We start from the raw sequence: 16,253 nt of genomic DNA on the forward strand, positions 1-16,253 counted from the left end.
GACCCGCACGAGTGCGGACGTTGCCCGCTCACCCACCTGCAACGTCCGCGCTCCGTCGGGTCCTGACCCGCACGAGTGCGGACGTCGCGGAGCTCCGCGGAGGTAGCTCATGGCTCTCGTGGCCGGCATCGACTCGTCGACGCAGTCCTGCAAGGTCGTCGTGCGCGACGCCGACACCGGAGCGCTCGTGCGCTCCGGCCGGGCGTCGCACCCGGACGGCACCGAGGTGGCCCCCTGGTACTGGTGGGACGCGCTGCAGAGCGCGATCGTCAGCGCCGGAGGCCTCGACGACGTCGACGCGATCTCGGTCGGCGGCCAGCAGCACGGGATGGTCGCGCTCGACGAGCGCGGCGAGGTCGTCCGTGACGCGCTCCTCTGGAACGACACCCGCTCCGCCCCCGCGGCGCTGGACCTGATCGACGAGCTGGGCGGCCCCCAGGCGTGGGCCGACGCCGTCGGCTCCGTGCCCGTCGCGTCGCTCACGGTGACCAAGCTGCGCTGGCTGCGCGACGCCGAGCCCGAGAACGCCGCCCGCGTCGCCGCCGTCGCCCTCCCCCACGACTGGCTCACCTGGCGGCTCGCGGGCGCCACGGGCCTCGACGCGCTGGTCACCGACCGGTCCGACGCCTCCGGCACCGGCTACTGGTCCCCCGCCACCGACGACTACCGGCACGACCTGCTCGAGCTCGCGCTCGGTCACGACGCCCTCGTGCCGCGGGTGCTCGGTCCGAACCAGTCGGGGTCCCGCACGTCCGGCGGCGCCCTCCTGGGGCCAGGCGCCGGCGACAACGCCGCGGCCGCGCTGGCCCTCGGGCTGCAGCCGGGCGACGTCGCCGTCTCGATCGGCACGTCCGGCGTCGTCTCCGCGATCGCCTCCTCGGCGACGGCGGACGGCTCGGGCCTGGTGACCGGGTTCGCCGACGCCACCGGCGCCTTCCTGCCGCTCGCGTGCACGCTGAACGCCTCCCGGGTGCTCGACGCGGCTGCGCGCATGCTCGGCGTCGACCACGCGGGCCTGTCGGCGCTCGCCCTGTCCGTGCCCGCCGGTGCCGACGGCCTCGTGCTGGTGCCCTACCTCGAGGGCGAGCGGACCCCCAACAAGCCCGACGCCACGGGAGCGCTGCACGGCCTGCGGCTGGCCAACACCACCCCCGCGCACCTGGCACGCGCCGCGGTCGAGGGCATGCTCTGCGCGCTCGCCGACGGCATCGACGCGCTGCGGGCGCAGGGCGTCGCGGTCGAGCGTCTCTTCCTCATCGGCGGCGGGGCGCAGTCGGCCGCGGTACGCGCGATCGCCCCGTCGGTGCTCGGCCTCGACGTGCGCGTGCCGACGCCCGGCGAGTACGTGGCCGACGGCGCCGCCCGGCAGGCCGCCTGGGTGCTCTCGGGTGCGGCGACCCCGCCGTCCTGGAGCGCCGCCGGCGAGGCCACCGTGTTCCGCGGCGACCCCGTGCCGCTGGTCCGCGAGCAGTACGCGGCGGTCCGCGAGCTCACCGGGGTCCGCCCGGCCTGAGATCTCTGAGACAGAGCGAGAGCCCGGCTCCCTGACGGGGGCCGGGCTCTCGTGCGTGCGGGATCAGTGCGCCGCGTCGTACGCGGCCTTGACCTCCGCGGAGATGCGTCCGCGCTCGGACACCTGGTGCCCGTGCTCCTTCGCCCACTCGCGGATCGCCTGCGCGTCGCCGGACGACGTGCGTCGGCCGCGGGGGGCGGCTGACTTCGTCGTCGTGCGACCGCCGACCTTGCGTGCGTGGCCCACCCACTGCGCAAATGCGTCGCGCAGCTCCCCTGCGTGCGTGGACGTCAGGTCAATCTCATAGGTGACGCCGTCGAGACCAAAAGTCACCGTCTCGTCGGCGGTTCCGCCGTCGATGTCGTCGACCAGCAGGACCTGGACCTTCTGTGCCATTGCTCGCTCCGTATGGCAGATGTGATGAATGCTGTCGCGTTCACTATCGCATCGGCGCATTAGGGCGTCAAACGGTCGGCGGCGTTTCCTCTTTATTGTTGCGCGTGGCAGCGACTTCTGCGGCGCGTTCGGCGGCGTCCATTCTGGCCATTGCCTGACGTTCCGTGCGGTCGGCATTGACCAGCGCGCGGATGGCGAACCAGAACAACAGGCCGACGCCGATGGACGGGAGCAGCGCCGCCAGGGCCGTGAACAGGGGATTCATGAGCTCAGCGGCTTCACCAGCGGGAACAGGATCGTCTCGCGGATTCCCAGGCCGGTGAGCGCCATGAGAAGTCGGTCGATGCCGAGGCCGAGGCCGCCGGCGGGCGGCAGCGCGTACTCCACGGCGGTGAGAAAATCCTCATCGACGCGCATCGCCTCGTCGTCCCCGGCCGCTGCGAGCAACGCCTGCGCCTCGAAACGCTTGCGCTGGATCACGGGATCGACAAGCTCGGAATACGCCGTCGCCAGCTCGAACCCGCGCACATAGAGGTCCCACTTCTCGACGACACCGGGGATGCTTCGGTGATCGCGCGTCAGCGGGCTCGTCTCCACGGGGAAATCCCGCACGAATGTGGGCTCGAACAAGTGGTCGCCCACGCGGTGCTCCCAGAGCAGCTCGACCAGCTTTCCGTGGCTCACGCGCTTGGGGTCGTACTCGACCGTGAGTCGGGCGGCGAGCGCCTTGAGCGCGTCCAGCGACGACTCCGGGGTGATCTCCTCACCCAGCGACTCCGACAGCGAGCCGTACATCGTCAGCTCCGCCCACTCGCCGCCGAGCTCGTACTCCTCGCCGTCGGGCAGGGTGACCACCGTGGTGCCCAGCACGTCCTTGGCCGCCGTCTGCACGAGGTCGCGGGTCAGGGCCGCCATCGTGTCGTAGTCGCCGTAGGACTCGTACGCCTCGAGCATCGCGAACTCCGGCGAGTGCGTGGAGTCGGCGCCCTCGTTGCGGAAGTTGCGGTTGATCTCGAACACCCGCTCGATGCCGCCGACCAGCGCCCGCTTGAGGAACAGCTCGGGGGCGATCCGCATGTAGAGCTCGATGTCGAACGCGTTCATGTGCGTGGTGAACGGCCGCGCGGTGGCACCACCGGGCTGCGTCTGCAGCATCGGCGTCTCGATCTCGATGAAGTCGCGCCGGTGGAAGTTGTCCCGCAGCGACCGCATCAGCGCGGGCCGCTGGCGGGCGGTCTCGCGGGCGGCGGGGCGGACGATGAGGTCGACGTACCGCTGGCGGACCCGGGCCTCCTCCGAGAGCTCGGCGCCGTCGAAGAGGTTGGGCAGCGGCCGCAGCGACTTGGCGGCGAGCTGCCACGAGTCGGCGAACACCGACAGCTCGCCGCGGCGCGAGCTGATCACGCGGCCGTGCACGAACAGGTGGTCGCCCAGGTCGACGTCCGTCTTGAACGCCGCCAGCCGGTCCGCGCCCACGGCGTCGAGGCTGAACATCGCCTGCAGCCGGTTGCCCTCGCCGTCCTGCAGCGTGGCGAAGCAGAGCTTCCCGCCGATGCGGACGAACACCACGCGACCGGCCACGCCGACCTCGTCGTCCGTCTCCTGGCCCGCCTCGAGGTCCGGGTGCTCCGCGCGGACATGCGCGATCGTATGGGTGCGCGGCACGCCGACCGGGTAGGCCTCGACACCGGCCGCCAGGAGCCGCTCCCGCTTCTCGCGGCGGACCCGGATCTGCTCGGGGGCGTCGTCGGCTGGAAGGGCGCTCTGGGGGGTCTCGCTCACCGGACGATCTTACCGGCGGGTCCCTGTGTGCTCGGGCTCGAGGTCGAGGGCCAGGTCGAGGATCGGCGACGAGTGCGTCAGGCCACCCACGGACAGGTAGTCGACCCCCGTCGACGCGACCTCGCGGGCGCGCTCGAGCGTGAGGTTGCCGGTGGCCTCGAGCTCGACGCCGGCGTCGGCCGCGCGCACGGCCGCCACGACCTGCGCCAGCAGCGGCGTCGGCATGTTGTCGAGCAGCAGGAACCGCGCCCCGGCGGCGACGGCCTCGAGCGCCTGGTCCAGGGTGTCCGCCTCCACCTGGATGGTCACGTCCGGGAAGCGCGCCCGCACGGCCTCGACCGCCGCCGACACCGAGCCCGCCGCGACGACGTGGTTGTCCTTGACCATCGCGACGTCGTACAGACCCATGCGCTTGTTGGTGCCGCCGCCGCAGCGCACCGCATACTTCTCGAGCGCGCGCAGGCCGGGCGTGGTCTTGCGGGTGTCGAGCACCTGCGCACCCGTGCCGTCCAGGGCGTCGGCCCAGCGGCGGGTGTGGGTGGCGACGCCGGACGCCCGAGAGGCCAGGTTGAGCAGCGTGCGCTCGGCGACGAGCAGGACCTGCACCGGCCCGCGCAGCACCGCCAGAACGTCCCCGCGTGCCACCCGGGACCCGTCCGGGACGCGCTGGTCGACCGACGGCGCCGGCAGCCCGAGCCTCTCCGCGACCTGCCCGACGACCTCCGGCACGACCACGAGCCCGGCGACGACGCCGTCCTGCCGCGCGACCAGGTCGGCGGTGCCCACCGCGGACGGCGCGATGGTCGACTGCGTGGTGACGTCTCGCCCCGGTTCCGGGCCGAGGTCCTCGTCGAGGGCGGTGGCGACGATGCGGGCGATCCACGCGGGGTCCAGTCCGGGCTCGGTCACGGCGTCACGGTACCGGGCGGACGGACGTGGGTGCGGTCCCGGGGAGACCCCCTCCCCGGGACCGGCCCCGGTGTCAGCCGGCAGCTTCCACGCGCCGGCGACGACGCACCAGGACGGAGCCGGCGACCACGAGCGCCACGGCGGCCGCCAGCAGCCCCCCGACTGCCGCACCGGTGCTCGCGAGCCCACCCGCTGCCGGAGCAGCGGCGGGATCGCCGGCCGCGGCGGGCGCCGCGGCCAGGACGGTGAGGTTGGCGCTGGCGAGCTCGGCGCCCTGGACCGAGCCCGTGAGCCGGTAGACCCCCGGCTGCGTGGCTCCGGGAACCACCAGCACCGCGCTGCCGGAGCCGGAGCCGTCCACGGTGATCGTCCCCAGCGAGGTGCTGGGCGCCGCCGCGAGGACGGCCGCCGAGAGCCGACCCGCGCTGCCCGAGGCGGTGCCGACGAGCCCGTCGGTCAGCGCCACGTCGACCACGGAGCCCGGCGCGAACCCGGTCAGCGCGACCGGCAGGCTGCCGCCCGCCGGGACGGACCCGGACGAGAGGACGATGGTCGGCGTCGCACCCGGCTCCTCGGTCCCGGTCCCCTCGACCAGCTGCGCGACCCCCCACCGCGACGTGCTCTGGTAGCCGAGCCCGGTCGGGTCCGCCCAGTTGTGGATGGAGGTCCGGGCACCGCCGCTCGCGTCGTTGACCTGGAAGTCGACGCCCTGGAAGCTGCCGAGCCCACCGTCCTCCAGCAGGCTGATCGAGGCCTCCACGACGTACCCGGTGGCGGTGCGACGGGTGGCGCTGACCAGGCGGTTCTGCTGGAACGCCTCGTCGCCGGTGCCGAACGAGACGACGTTGTCGGCGTTGATCCGGATCTGCGTGTCGTCGTAGCGGTACGAGCCGTTCTTGTAGTTGCCGGGGTCGACGTAGATCTCGACGGAGTCCTGGGTCCACGGGTCGGAGCCCGTGAGGTCCACGTCGGGGTCGGTCACGTCGGCGAGGACGTAGAGCGTGTTGTCCCGCCACAGCGTCCGGACGTCGGCGAGGGCGCCGCCCGTCCCGTTGGTCTGCTTGTCGGTCCGCACCGTGCCGGCGTCGGCCCACACGTCGTCCTCGGCACCGTCGATGCTCGGGGCCGTGGGGGCCTCGGCGATCTGCGTGGTCGAGAGCGGCTCGACGAACGTCAGCGTGCCCGTCGCGCCCGGCGTGTTCCAGGCGACCGTGCCCGTGCCGTCGGTGACGCGGACGTCGAACGGCAGGGTCCCGCCCTCGGCGACCGGCGTCTCCAGCGGCAGCTGCACGACGACCGCGTAGCCGCCGGCACCCTCGGTCACGACGCCGTCGACGTCGCCCGACCCGTCGCGGCCGAACCGCACGGTCCGGCCGCCGTAGGCGAGCTCGACCCCGTCGGTCGGCTCGACCGTGGCGTCGTCGACCTGCACGTACGCCGTCAGGTGGTCCGGCGCCCAGCGGAGCTGGAACGCGGCCGAGTCCTCGATCGCGTGCAGCGGGAGCTGCGACCAGCGCACGTCCGACGCGGCGTCCGCCTCGAGCGGGACGTCCTCGGCGAACACCAGGGCGTCGCGCTGGCGGGCCGGCAGGTCGCCGTCGACGATGCCGTAGTAGGCCGGCTTGGCCGTCAGGGTGTCGTCGAAGACCAGCGGGGCGCCCGAGCTGTTGCGCCAGCTGCGGCCGTCCGTCAAGCCCCACACCGTCACCGAGAAGAGGCTCTCGGCGTGCGCCCGGAAGGCCCGGAAGGCGTCCCGGTAGTAGTAGCCCTGCTCGATGAGCTTGCCGTCCGTGACCGGGGTGCCGGTGGTGACGTCGAACTCGGTGATGGCTTGCACCACCGGCAGGTCCTCGAACGCCGTCAGGGCGTCGTCGAGCGCCTGCACCGGCATCGCGAGGCTCACGTGGAACTGGTGACCCACGCCGTCGACCGGCACGTGGCGGGCCAGCAGCCGCTCGACCAGCGCGTGCAGGCGCGCCTGCTTGCCGGCCTGCTCGGTGTTGTAGTCGTTGATGAACAGGGTGATCGGGTGGTCGGCGCCCGGCGCGGCGTAGTCGCCGTTGAACGCCTCGTTCGCGTACTCGAACGCCAGGTCGATGTACTGCTCGCCCAGGATCCGGTACCACTCGCTGCGGCGCAGACCGTCGGCGTAGTCCGCCCCGTCGTTGACCACCTCGTTGACCACGTCGAACGAGACCAGCGGGTTGGTGGCGCTGCCGAACTTCCCGTAGGTGTCGCTCAGGTACCGCGCCACGCTGACGATGTGCGTGCGCATCCGGTCCTTGAGGACCTGCTGGTCGCCCGCGCTCGAGGTGAGGGGGTTGCCCGCGTCGTCCTGGAAGAACCAGGCCGGCGTCTGGCTGTGCCACACCAGCGTGTGCCCGTAGACGCGCAGGTCGTTGTCCTGCGCGAACGTCATGATCTGGTCGGCCTCGGGGCTCGGCCGGAACGTCTTGTCCGCGTCGTACCAGGCCTCCGGCTTCATGTAGTTCTCGGAGGTGACCTGGTCGGCGTGCTTGAGCAGCAGCTGCGCCGCCGACCCCGCCTCCTCACGGCTGTCGATGGCGACGCCGAACGGGAACGGGACCGTGTCCTTGATCGGCGTCAGGTCCTGCACCACCAGCGAGTCCTGGACCCGCACCGAGATGTCGTCGACCAGGAAGTCGGACGTGTTGCCCGTGTCCCCGTTCTTGTACGCGGTCTCGAAGTACAGCAGGGCCGAGTCCGCGGCGGCCATCTGGAAGGTCGCCGTGACGTGCACCCACTCGCTGTTCGACATGCCCGTGAACTGCTTGACCGTGTCGTAGGACGTGGTCCCGCCGACCGTCCGGGCCATGCTCAGCCAGACGTCGTCGGTCGGCTGGCCCGGGGCGAACCGGACCCACGCCGAGACGTCGTAGCTGGTGCCCGTGAGCAGGATGCCCGTCACGTCGTGGCCGATGCCGTGCCCCTGCGAGGTCCGCTGCGTGATCCGTGCGGACTGCGCGCCACCGTGGGCGTCGTCCGTCGTCACCTCGAGCGTGCCCTGGCCCGTGCCGGTCGCGCGCGGCGCCCAGCCCTGCAGGCCGTCCTCGAAGTCGGCGCTCAGCACCTCGGAGCCGGCCGGCTGGCTCGGCGCCACGGTCACCGACGGCAGGGTGAACGTCCACCCGGCGTCGAGGCGCTCCTGGATGACCGTCTTCGCCGCCGCGACCGTGCCCGCGCGCGAGCCGCCGCCGTCGTGCATGAGCACGATCTCGCCGCTCGTCATCGACGCCCGCAGCCGGGTGGTCAGCGTCGCCTCGTCCTGGGTCTCCCAGTCGTTGATGAGGTTGACCACGGCGAGCGGCTGCATCCCGAGGGCGAACGCCGCGTTCTCGTTGGCCGTCGTCCACGAGCCGTTGGGCGCGCGGAAGAAGGGCACCTGGGCGTTCGGGTTGCCGAGCGCGGTGCGGATGGTGGTGAGGTTGGCGGCCAGGTCGGCCTCGACCTGCGCCTGCGTCATCGAGCCGCCGAGGTCGGCGTACGTGGTGCCGTGGTTGCACAGCGTGTGGCCGTCGGCCACGATCCGCTGCAGCACGGCGGCGCCGCCGGACGCGGTGATGTTCTGGCCGATGACGCAGAACGTGGCGTGCAGGCCCTTGGCCTTGAGGAAGTCGAGCAGCGCGATCGTGTCGGCGCCGTTGGGGCCGTCGTCGAACGTCAGGGCGGCCCGGTTGCCGCTGCCCTGCGCGGTGGTCACCGGCGTCGTCGTGGGGTTGACGGCGCCGCCGGGCACCACGTCGGGCGTCTCGCCCGGGTCCGTGCCGCCGGAGCCGCCGGTAATGAGCAGGTCGTCGACCAGGTACGTGTAGGCACCGGCCGGGCCGCCGGTGAGGGCATCGGAGCCGATGTAGACCTGGAGGTCCGCCGGGACCGCGTCCGCGGGCACCGTGTACGTGCCGGTCACCGTCGTCCACGCGTCGGCGGTCATGGTCGTGTTTCCCACCCAGGAGTAGGCGGGCTTGACGACGAGGCGCACCCCGGCCGAGCCGGCCGTGCCGGGCGCCAGCCGGACCCGCATCGAGAGGGTCAGCTCGTCACCGGGCGCCGCCGCCGAGAGCACGCCCGCCGTGGTCTGGATGCCGTCGTAGTCGTTCGACCGGCCGGCCACCTGCAGCGCCTTGTCGCCGTCGACGTCGACCACCGTCAGGGTCGGGCCGCCGCTCTGCGCCCAGTCCCCCGTGGTCCCGTCCGTGAAGTCGGTGGACACGAGCGCGTCGGGCGGCGTCGCCGCGGCCGGTGCCGTGACCACGAGGTCGTCGACGAGGTACGTGTAGGCCCCCGCCGGGCCGCCCGTGAGGGCGTCCGAACCGATGTAGACCTGCAGGTCCGCGGGGACCGCGTCCGCGGGCACCGTGTAGGTGCCGGTCACCGTCGTCCACGCGTCGGCGGTCATCGTCGTGTTGCCCACCCAGGAGTACGCGGGCTTCACGACGAGCCGCACGCCCGCCGAGCCGGCCGTGCCGGGCGCCAGGCGCGCCTTCATCGACAGCGTGAGCACGGCGCCCGGCTCGACGCCGGCGAGGAGCCCGGCGGGCGTCTGGATGCCGTCGTAGTCGTTCGCCCGGCCGGCCACCTGCAGCGACTTGCCGCCGTCGACGTCGACCACCGTCAGGGTCGGGCCGCCGCTCTGGACCCAGTCCCCGGTCGTCCCGTCCGAGAAGTCGGTGGAGACGAGCGTGATGTCGGCCGCGTCGGCCGGCGTGCCCGTGCCGACGATCGCCGCGGGCACGAGGCCGAACGCCAGTGCCGTCACGAAGACCCCGATAGTTTCGAACCGCTTGCGCGGCTGACGTGCCTGCCTCATGGCGCTCCTTTGCGCTGAGTCCGGCCGCTGTCCACGGGTGCTCGAGTCGTCGGCCGTCCGGTTGTCCTGGGCAGAGGCTAGGGACCCCAGGCAGGCCGATCCAAGCGTTTGGGGTATCGAAACTTCAGCAGATATCGCTCTGACGCTCGAAAGTGTCGCGCGTCGCGGGGAATCGCCCCTCAGAGGACTAGCTTGAACCCCTCGTGGGACTGCTCGTAGCCGAGGGACCGGTAGAACCGGTGGGCGTCGGCCCGGCGCTTGTCCGACGTGAGCTGCGCGAGCGCGCAGCCCCGACTGCGCCCGCGGTCCTGCGCCCAGAGCATCATCGAGCGCCCGATGCCGCGGCCCCGCAGCGTCGAGTCCACCCGCACGGCCTCGACGAGCAGCCGCGTCGCGCCGTTGCGCGAGAGCCCCGGGATGTACGTGAGCTGCATGACGCCCACCACGGCGCCGTCCAGCTCCGCGACCACGAGCTCGTTGTTCGGGTCGGCCTCGATCGCCTCGAAGGCGTCGAGCTGCCCGGCGCCGAGCCCCTGGGTCCGGCCGGCCGCGATCGCGTCGTCGACGAGCAGCTCGACGATCCGGTCGAGGTCCGCCCGGGCCGCCACGCGCAGCGCGACGGCGCTCACGTCAGCGGGACGCGCCGGGTCACCAGGACGCCGTCGGCGTCGAGCGACGCCTCGAGGCGCACCCGCCACGCCGGCTCGGTCCGCGGGAAGTCGCTGCGCGCGTGACCCCCGCGGCTCTCCTCGCGCTCCAGCGCCGCGGCGGTCAGGACCGTCGCCACCTGGTGCACGTTGGTGGTCTCCCACTCCGCCACCTGGGGCGCGGCGAGCCGCCGTCCCTCGTCGGTGCGCAGGTGGGCATCGGTGGGCACCGCCGCGAGCGCGGTCGCCGCGCGGCGCAGCCCGTCGCCCGACCGCAGGGGCCCGGGCCCGTCCGAGGCGATCCGCTGCACGCGAGCGCGGGAGGCGGCGGCGACGAGCGCCTCGTCGCCCTCGCGGACCACGGGGGCGAGCGGGGTGAGCGCCCCGGCCTTGACCTGCGCGGCGATGTGCCGGGCGGCCCGCGTGGCGAAGACCAAGCCCTCGAGAAGCGAGTTCGACGCCAGCCGGTTGGCACCGTGCACGCCGGTGCAGGCCACCTCCCCGACCGCGTACAGGCCGGGCAGGCTGGTGCGCCCGACCAGGTCCGTCACGACGCCGCCCGAGTGGTAGTGCTGCGCGGGGGCCACCGGCACCAGGTCCGTCGTCATGTCGATGCCGTGCTCGAGCAGCCGCTCGTTGATCGTCGGGAACCGTCGGCGCAGGAAGTCGGCGCCCAGGTGCCGGGCGTCGAGCCAGACGTGGTCCGACCCCGTCGCCGTCATGCGGTTCACGATCGCGTGCGCCACGACGTCCCGGGGCGCCAGCTCGGCCATCGGGTGCACGTCGGGCATGAACCGGACCCCGTCGGTGTCCAGCAGCAGCGCACCCTCGCCGCGCACCGCCTCCGACACCAGGGTCAACTGCCCCTTCACGCCCGCGCCGAGCCAGAGCACGGTCGGGTGGAACTGCACGAACTCCACGTCGCCCAGCTTCGCGCCCGCGCGCAGCGCCGCGGCGATCCCGTCGCCCGTCGCCTGCGCCGGATTGGTGGACGAGCGGAACACCTGGCCGATTCCCCCGGTCGCCAGCACGACAGCGCGACCGAGCGCGGCCCCGACGCCGTCGCGCTGACCCTCGCCGATCACGTGCAGCGTCACGCCGCACGCCCGGCCGGGCCGGCCGTCCGGCCCCGGCGGACCGGTGAGCACGTCGAGGACCAGGGCGTGCTCGATGACCTCGATGCCCGGGTCGTCGCGGACCGCCTCGATCTGTGCGACCAGCGCCCGGGAGACCTCCGCGCCCGTGGCGTCGCCGCCGGCGTGCACGATGCGGTCGGCGTGGTGGCCGCCCTCGCGCGTCAGCGAGATGGAGCCGTCAGGGGTGGTGTCGAACACCGCACCGCGGGCCACCAGCTCGCGCACCCGGGCCGGCCCCTCGGTGACCAGCACCTCGACCGCCCGCGGGTCGCACAGCCCCACGCCGGCGACCAGCGTGTCCTGCAGGTGCGCGGCCGGGGAGTCCGACGGGTCCAGCGCCGCCGCGATGCCACCCTGCGCCCACACGGTCGACCCCGACGCGAGCGTGTCCTTGGTGACCAGCAGCACGCGCGGCACACGGGTGCGCAGCTCGAGCGCGGCGGTCAGGCCGGCGATCCCCGAGCCGACGACGACCGCGTCCGCCTCGACGATCCAGCCCGGCTCGGGCGCCGCGAGGCGGGTGGCCAGTCGGGTCTTGGTGATCGGCTCTGCGACCTCGACCGCCGTCACCGGCGGGCCGTCGCGAACGGGATGCCGCTCGGCTGCAGGTCCGCCCAGCCGTCGGGGACCTGGCCGGGGTCGTCGCCCAGCGCCACGATGCGGTTGTCGGCGTCCACCAGGACGACCTGGGGCTCGTAGGCACGGGCCTCGGCGTCGGCCAGCTGCCCGTACGCGATGAGGATGACGACGTCGCCCGGGTGCACCAGGTGGGCGGCCGCGCCGTTGATGCAGACCTGGCCGTCACCGCGCTCGCCGGGGATCGCGTAGGTGGTCAGCCGCGCGCCGTTGGTGACGTCGACGACGTCCACCTGCTGCCCGGGCAGGATGTCCGCGGCCTCGAGCAGGTCGAGGTCGACCGTGACCGAGCCGACGTAGTGCAGGTCGGCCTGCGTCACGGTCGCCCGGTGGATCTTGCCGGTCATCATCGTGCGGGTGCTCACGCGCCCACCTCCACGATCGCGTTGTCGATGAGCCGCGTGCTGCCCACGGTCGCCGCGACGAGCAGCAGGGCGTCGCCGACGAAGCCGGACGGGACCTCCGCGAACGTCTCGGGATCCACCAGCGCCACGTAGTCGACGTCCACCCCCGCGAGCTGCCGACGGGCGGCTGCGCGGATCTCGTCGGCACTGCCGGTCGCCTGCACGGCACGCGACAGCCCGAGCGCGCGGCGCCGCTCGTCGTCGCTGAGGTAGGCGTTGCGGCTGGACAACGCGATGCCGTCGTCGTCGCGCACGATCGGCGCGCCCACCACCGTCACCGGCACGTCGAGGTCGCGGACCATCCGGCGCACCGCGGCCAGCTGCTGCGCGTCCTTGGCGCCGAACAGCGCGACCTCGGGCTTCGTCAGGTGCAGGAGCTTGAGGACGACCGTGAGCACGCCGTCGAGGTGACCGGGCCGGCTGGCGCCCTCCAGCACGTCGCCGATCGCTCCCGCGCTCACGCGCACGATCGGGTCGCCGTCGGGGTACACGACCTCGGGCCCGGGGGCGAACACGATGTCGTCGGGGCCGAGCAGGCCCGGGCCGGACAGCAGCGCGAGGTCGCGCTCCAGGTCCCGGGGGTAGCGGGCGAGGTCCTCGGACGGCGAGAACTGCAGCGGGTTGACGAAGATCGTCACGACGACGGCGTCGGCCAGCTCGCGCGCCCGCGCGACCAGCGACAGGTGACCGGCGTGCAGGGCACCCATGGTCATCACGACCGCGCGGCGGTACGGGCGGGCCGTGTGGGCCGTGCCGGAGCGGCCCTCGGTGCGCGGGACGGCCTGCACGTCCTGCACCGCGAGCGCCGCGGCCAGCGCGCCGCGCGTGTGCACGAGCGTCGGCGTCGTCGTCTGCGTGGTCATTCGTCCTCCTGCGAGCTCGGCCCGTCGTCCACGTGCAACGTCCCGGCGTCCTCGTTGATGCCGTCCAATAGCTGCTGGGCCGCGGTCGAGGAGATCAGCCCCGCCGCGAGCGCGCGGCCCGTCGCGGAGCGCGCCAGGGCACGGTATCCCGCGACGACGTCGACCGCCCCCGTGGTGGCCGCGAACGTGGTGAGCGCCACACCGTGCTCGCGGACGGTGCCCGCGTCGCCCCGGCGCACCGGGCCGGTGAGCGCCGTGATCGCGCCGGACCCGCCCGCCGACTCCGCGCGCAGCGCCCCGTCGAGCGCCGCCTCGAGCAGCGGCGTGAGCATGCGACCGGGATCCGCGACGCCCGCGGCGGCCAGCGCCTGCGCCGCCTGCGCGACGAGCACGACCAGGTGGTTCGCCCCGTGCGCGAGGGCCGCGTGGTAGAGCCCGCGGGCCTCCTCCGCGAGCACGACCGGTTCGCCGCCGACCTCGACCACCAGCGCCTGACCGATGGGGAGCACCGGCCCCGGCGCGGTGACCGCGAACGAGCAGCCGACCAGGCGCGCGAGGTCCAGCGACGTCCCCGTGAACGTCATCGCGGGGTGCAGCGCGAGCGGGATCACCCCCGCGGCGCGGGCCGGCGCCAGGACGTCCACGCCGAACCTTCCCGACGTGTGCACCACGATCTGGCCGACCTGCCACGCGCCCAGGTCCGCGAGCCCGCGCACCAGGTCGGGCAGCGCGTCGTCCGGCACCGTGAGCAGCACCAGCTCGGCGCGGCGGACCACCTCCGGGATGTCGAGCACCGGCACGCCCGGCAGCAGCGCGGCCGCCCGGTCGCGGGACGCCTCCGAGATGGCCGAGACCGCGACCACCGGGTGGCCGGCCGCCCGCAGGGCGCTGCCCAGCACGGCGCCGACGCGGCCGGTGCCGACGACACCGACGCCGAGCCGGCCCGGACGCGAGGCCGGGTCCGGTGGGGTCACGCGCCCGCTCCCGGGAGCGGCGGGGCCGGGTCGGCGGCTGTGGGCGCCGGGAGGACGGGCGTCGTCGGCACCGCGTCGGTGGGCGGCATCGTCGGCACCGCGCTCGTGGGCGTCGTCGGTTCCGCCGCCGGGCTCGTCGGCACCCCCACCGCGCGCATCCACTGCTCGGGGGTCGCGGTCGCGCGAGCGTTCCTCGCGCGCTCGGCCTGCTCGTCCAGCAGCGCGGCCGCGACGCCGGCGTCGAGGTGCTCGACCCGCGGCGCCACCGGACCGGGCGTGGAGTGCAGCACGAACGACGCGAGCCCGAGCCGCCGCTGGATGGGGCCCTGCGCCAGGCCCAGCGACTGGGTGCGCTCGTGCGGCACCACGTCGACGCTGCGCCAGATGCGTCCGGCCCGGGTGACCAGGGCGCGCTCGGTGACGAACACTCCGTGCCGCCGCCACCCGACGGGGTCGACCCACCGCGCCCGCCGCGGCGCCGACGTGAAGCCGCCGGCGTCGTCGAGGCCCGAGAGGGCGGCATCGACGAGCGCCGCGGGGTCTGCCACGCCCAGGTCGGGCAGCACCAGCCACAGGGCCGTCATCGCCTCGCCGCGCGTGGCCACCGGGTGCAGGACCGTGTCGCGCTGCTGCTGGTCGCCCTGCCCGTACCCGGCGACGTTGATCTCGACGCGCCACCAGTCCGGCCCCCGCCAGAGCGGCCCCTGCCGCAGCCGGATCGCCTGCACACGCCCCGGGGGCACGGTCTGCGCGCGCGCCTCGGTCAGCCCGTGCCGCAGCCGGATCCCGTCGGGCGAGATCGCCGCGCGGAAGTTGGCGCCCTGGTTGATCCGGCTCCACACGAACGTGACGCCACCGAACAGGGGCGCGAGCAGCACGAACGCCGCGCTGATGTCCCGCGACACGATCGCCAGCGTGATCGCGCCCGCGACCACCAGCACGAGGACCGGGACCACGCCGGACCGCAGCGAGGCCGCGACCAGCCGGCCCATCGGCACCTCGTAGACCTGCCGCTCCGGGGCGACCTCGAACGGCTGCGGGGGCACGCGGGTGGGCGTCGTGACCTGCACCGCGTCACCGACGACCGCCGCACCATCGACGACCGCCGCGCCCCCGCCGACCACCGCCGGCGCCGCCGACGGCCGCTGCAGCCCCGCGGCGAGGGCCAGCAGCTCCGCGCGGAGCGCCTCCGCGTCGGCCTCCCGCAGGAACGCCAGCGACACCGCCGACCCGCTGCCGCCGGCCACCTCGAGCTTGAGCTCCGCGAGCCCGACGAGCCGCGCGAGCAGTGGCTGCACGACGTCGACCGCCTGCAGCCGGTCCAGCCGGGCCTGGCGCTGCTGACGGAACAGGATGCCCGTGCGCAGGTGGACGGCCTCGTCGGTGACCGCGAACCGGGTCACCCGCCACGCGACCGCCGAGTACGCGAAGCCGACGAGCGCGACCAGCAGGATCGCCCCGATCAGGGCGAGGAACGCGGTCCCGTGCATGAGGTCGATGGCCTGCTTGAGGTTCTCGCCGATCTGGAACCAGCCGATGGCCAGGACCGCGACCAGCACCTTCCAGCCCTTGAGCGCCGGGGTGACCGGGTGCATCCGACGCCAGCCGGTGACGTCCTCGTCACTCTGCGTCTCGACGTCCGGCGCGCCGCTGGTCACAGCCCCGCCAGCCGCGCCTCGCCGCGCGAGGCCATCCGGTCGCGCAGGCGCGCGGCCTCGTGGGGCGGCAGGCCGTCGATCGAGGCGCTCGTCGCCGGGGAGGCGGTGTGCAGCTGCACCGAGGCGATCTTGAACCGGCGCGCCAACGGGCCCGCGTTGACGTCGACGTACTGCATGCGGCCGTACGGCACCACGACGAGCGAGCGGAACATGATGCCGCGGCGCACCAGCAGGTCGTCCGCGCGCTCGGCGTAGGCCATCGCCCGCACCTGCCGGGGCACCAGCCAGGCGATCCACCCGACGAGCACCACGACGGCTGCCGGGAACGCCCACACCCACGCCTCGCCGGCGAAGACCGCGAGCAGCACGCACAGCACCAGGACCGGCGTGAGCACGATCGCCGTCACGGTCAGCCGCGCGCCGATCAGCCGCCGCGACACCGGGGTCCAGGTGACGTCGGCGGGGTCGAACGGCTCGCTGGTGCCGGGGACGGCGTCGGAGGTCATG

13 protein-coding genes are annotated in these 16,253 nt (G+C 74.0%); 1 reads left to right on the top strand and 12 read right to left on the bottom strand.

Translation table 11 applies throughout. The features are described from left to right. Positions 1-109: 109 nt before the first annotated feature. Positions 110-1,513 carry a xylulokinase gene (gene xylB, locus AC1DWH_RS07120; protein WP_477093071.1) on the top strand — a complete coding sequence of 468 codons (1,404 nt, stop codon included), beginning with the start codon at positions 110-112 and terminating at the stop codon, positions 1,511-1,513. Positions 1,514-1,576: 63 nt separating this feature from the next. On the opposite strand, the gene AC1DWH_RS07125 is transcribed toward xylB, so the two are convergent. From AC1DWH_RS07125 to AC1DWH_RS07180, 12 genes are all read right to left on the bottom strand, one after another. After that, entirely contained in the window at positions 1,577-1,909 is a 333-nt protein-coding gene (locus AC1DWH_RS07125) for a histone-like nucleoid-structuring protein Lsr2 (protein ID WP_456846197.1), read from the bottom strand. 67 nt (positions 1,910-1,976) lie between these two features. Then, positions 1,977-2,174, bottom strand: coding sequence for a hypothetical protein (locus AC1DWH_RS07130; protein WP_456846196.1), 198 nt, complete (start codon positions 2,172-2,174; stop codon positions 1,977-1,979). After that, positions 2,171-3,691 carry a lysine--tRNA ligase gene (gene lysS / locus AC1DWH_RS07135; RefSeq protein ID WP_477093072.1) on the bottom strand — a complete coding sequence of 507 codons (1,521 nt, stop codon included), beginning with the start codon at positions 3,689-3,691 and terminating at the stop codon, positions 2,171-2,173. Before lysS ends, AC1DWH_RS07130 begins: the two co-directional genes overlap by 4 nt. A 9-nt stretch (positions 3,692-3,700) precedes the next feature. Continuing rightward, complete coding sequence (gene nadC / locus AC1DWH_RS07140) at positions 3,701-4,600, bottom strand: carboxylating nicotinate-nucleotide diphosphorylase (protein ID WP_477093073.1); 900 nt, start codon at positions 4,598-4,600, stop codon at positions 3,701-3,703. Positions 4,601-4,673: 73 nt separating this feature from the next. Further along, positions 4,674-9,428 (bottom strand): endo-1,4-beta-xylanase, encoded by a 4,755-nt coding sequence (locus AC1DWH_RS07145; protein ID WP_477093074.1) that lies wholly within the window; start codon positions 9,426-9,428, stop codon positions 4,674-4,676. A gap of 179 nt (positions 9,429-9,607) precedes the next feature. Further along, on the bottom strand, positions 9,608-10,057 hold the full coding sequence (locus tag AC1DWH_RS07150; protein ID WP_477093075.1) for a GNAT family N-acetyltransferase: 450 nt from the start codon (positions 10,055-10,057) through the stop codon (positions 9,608-9,610). Then, complete coding sequence (locus AC1DWH_RS07155; protein WP_477093076.1) at positions 10,054-11,781, bottom strand: L-aspartate oxidase; 1,728 nt, start codon at positions 11,779-11,781, stop codon at positions 10,054-10,056. The genes AC1DWH_RS07150 and AC1DWH_RS07155 overlap by 4 nt, the downstream gene beginning before the upstream one ends. Next, positions 11,778-12,197, bottom strand: coding sequence for an aspartate 1-decarboxylase (gene panD / locus AC1DWH_RS07160; protein WP_477093226.1), 420 nt, complete (start codon positions 12,195-12,197; stop codon positions 11,778-11,780). Before panD ends, AC1DWH_RS07155 begins: the two co-directional genes overlap by 4 nt. 11 nt (positions 12,198-12,208) lie before the next feature. Continuing rightward, complete coding sequence (gene panC / locus AC1DWH_RS07165) at positions 12,209-13,114, bottom strand: pantoate--beta-alanine ligase (RefSeq protein ID WP_477093077.1); 906 nt, start codon at positions 13,112-13,114, stop codon at positions 12,209-12,211. Beyond that, a complete protein-coding gene (locus AC1DWH_RS07170) occupies positions 13,111-14,088 on the bottom strand; it encodes a Rossmann-like and DUF2520 domain-containing protein (RefSeq protein ID WP_477093078.1) in 978 nt (325 codons plus the stop codon). Before AC1DWH_RS07170 ends, panC begins: the two co-directional genes overlap by 4 nt. Then, a complete protein-coding gene (locus tag AC1DWH_RS07175) occupies positions 14,085-15,746 on the bottom strand; it encodes a PH domain-containing protein (protein ID WP_477093079.1) in 1,662 nt (553 codons plus the stop codon). The genes AC1DWH_RS07170 and AC1DWH_RS07175 overlap by 4 nt, the downstream gene beginning before the upstream one ends. Next, a complete protein-coding gene (locus tag AC1DWH_RS07180) occupies positions 15,743-16,252 on the bottom strand; it encodes a PH domain-containing protein (protein ID WP_456846827.1) in 510 nt (169 codons plus the stop codon). The genes AC1DWH_RS07175 and AC1DWH_RS07180 overlap by 4 nt, the downstream gene beginning before the upstream one ends. Between the last annotated feature and the right edge of the window lies 1 nt (position 16,253).

The organism is Cellulomonas sp. P2_F12 (assembly GCF_056403775.1).

Bases quoted from the DNA above. Each gene is read 5' to 3' on its own strand.
- xylB (WP_477093071.1), top strand. From the start codon at position 110: ATGGCTCTCGTGGCCGGCATCGACTCGTCGACGCAGTCCTGCAAGGTC.
- AC1DWH_RS07125 (WP_456846197.1), bottom strand. From the start codon at position 1,909: ATGGCACAGAAGGTCCAGGTCCTGCTGGTCGACGACATCGACGGCGGA.
- AC1DWH_RS07130 (WP_456846196.1), bottom strand. From the start codon at position 2,174: ATGAATCCCCTGTTCACGGCCCTGGCGGCGCTGCTCCCGTCCATCGGC.
- AC1DWH_RS07145 (WP_477093074.1), bottom strand. From the start codon at position 9,428: ATGAGGCAGGCACGTCAGCCGCGCAAGCGGTTCGAAACTATCGGGGTC.
- panD (WP_477093226.1), bottom strand. From the start codon at position 12,197: ATGATGACCGGCAAGATCCACCGGGCGACCGTGACGCAGGCCGACCTG.
- panC (WP_477093077.1), bottom strand. From the start codon at position 13,114: ATGACCACGCAGACGACGACGCCGACGCTCGTGCACACGCGCGGCGCG.
- AC1DWH_RS07180 (WP_456846827.1), bottom strand. From the start codon at position 16,252: ATGACCTCCGACGCCGTCCCCGGCACCAGCGAGCCGTTCGACCCCGCC.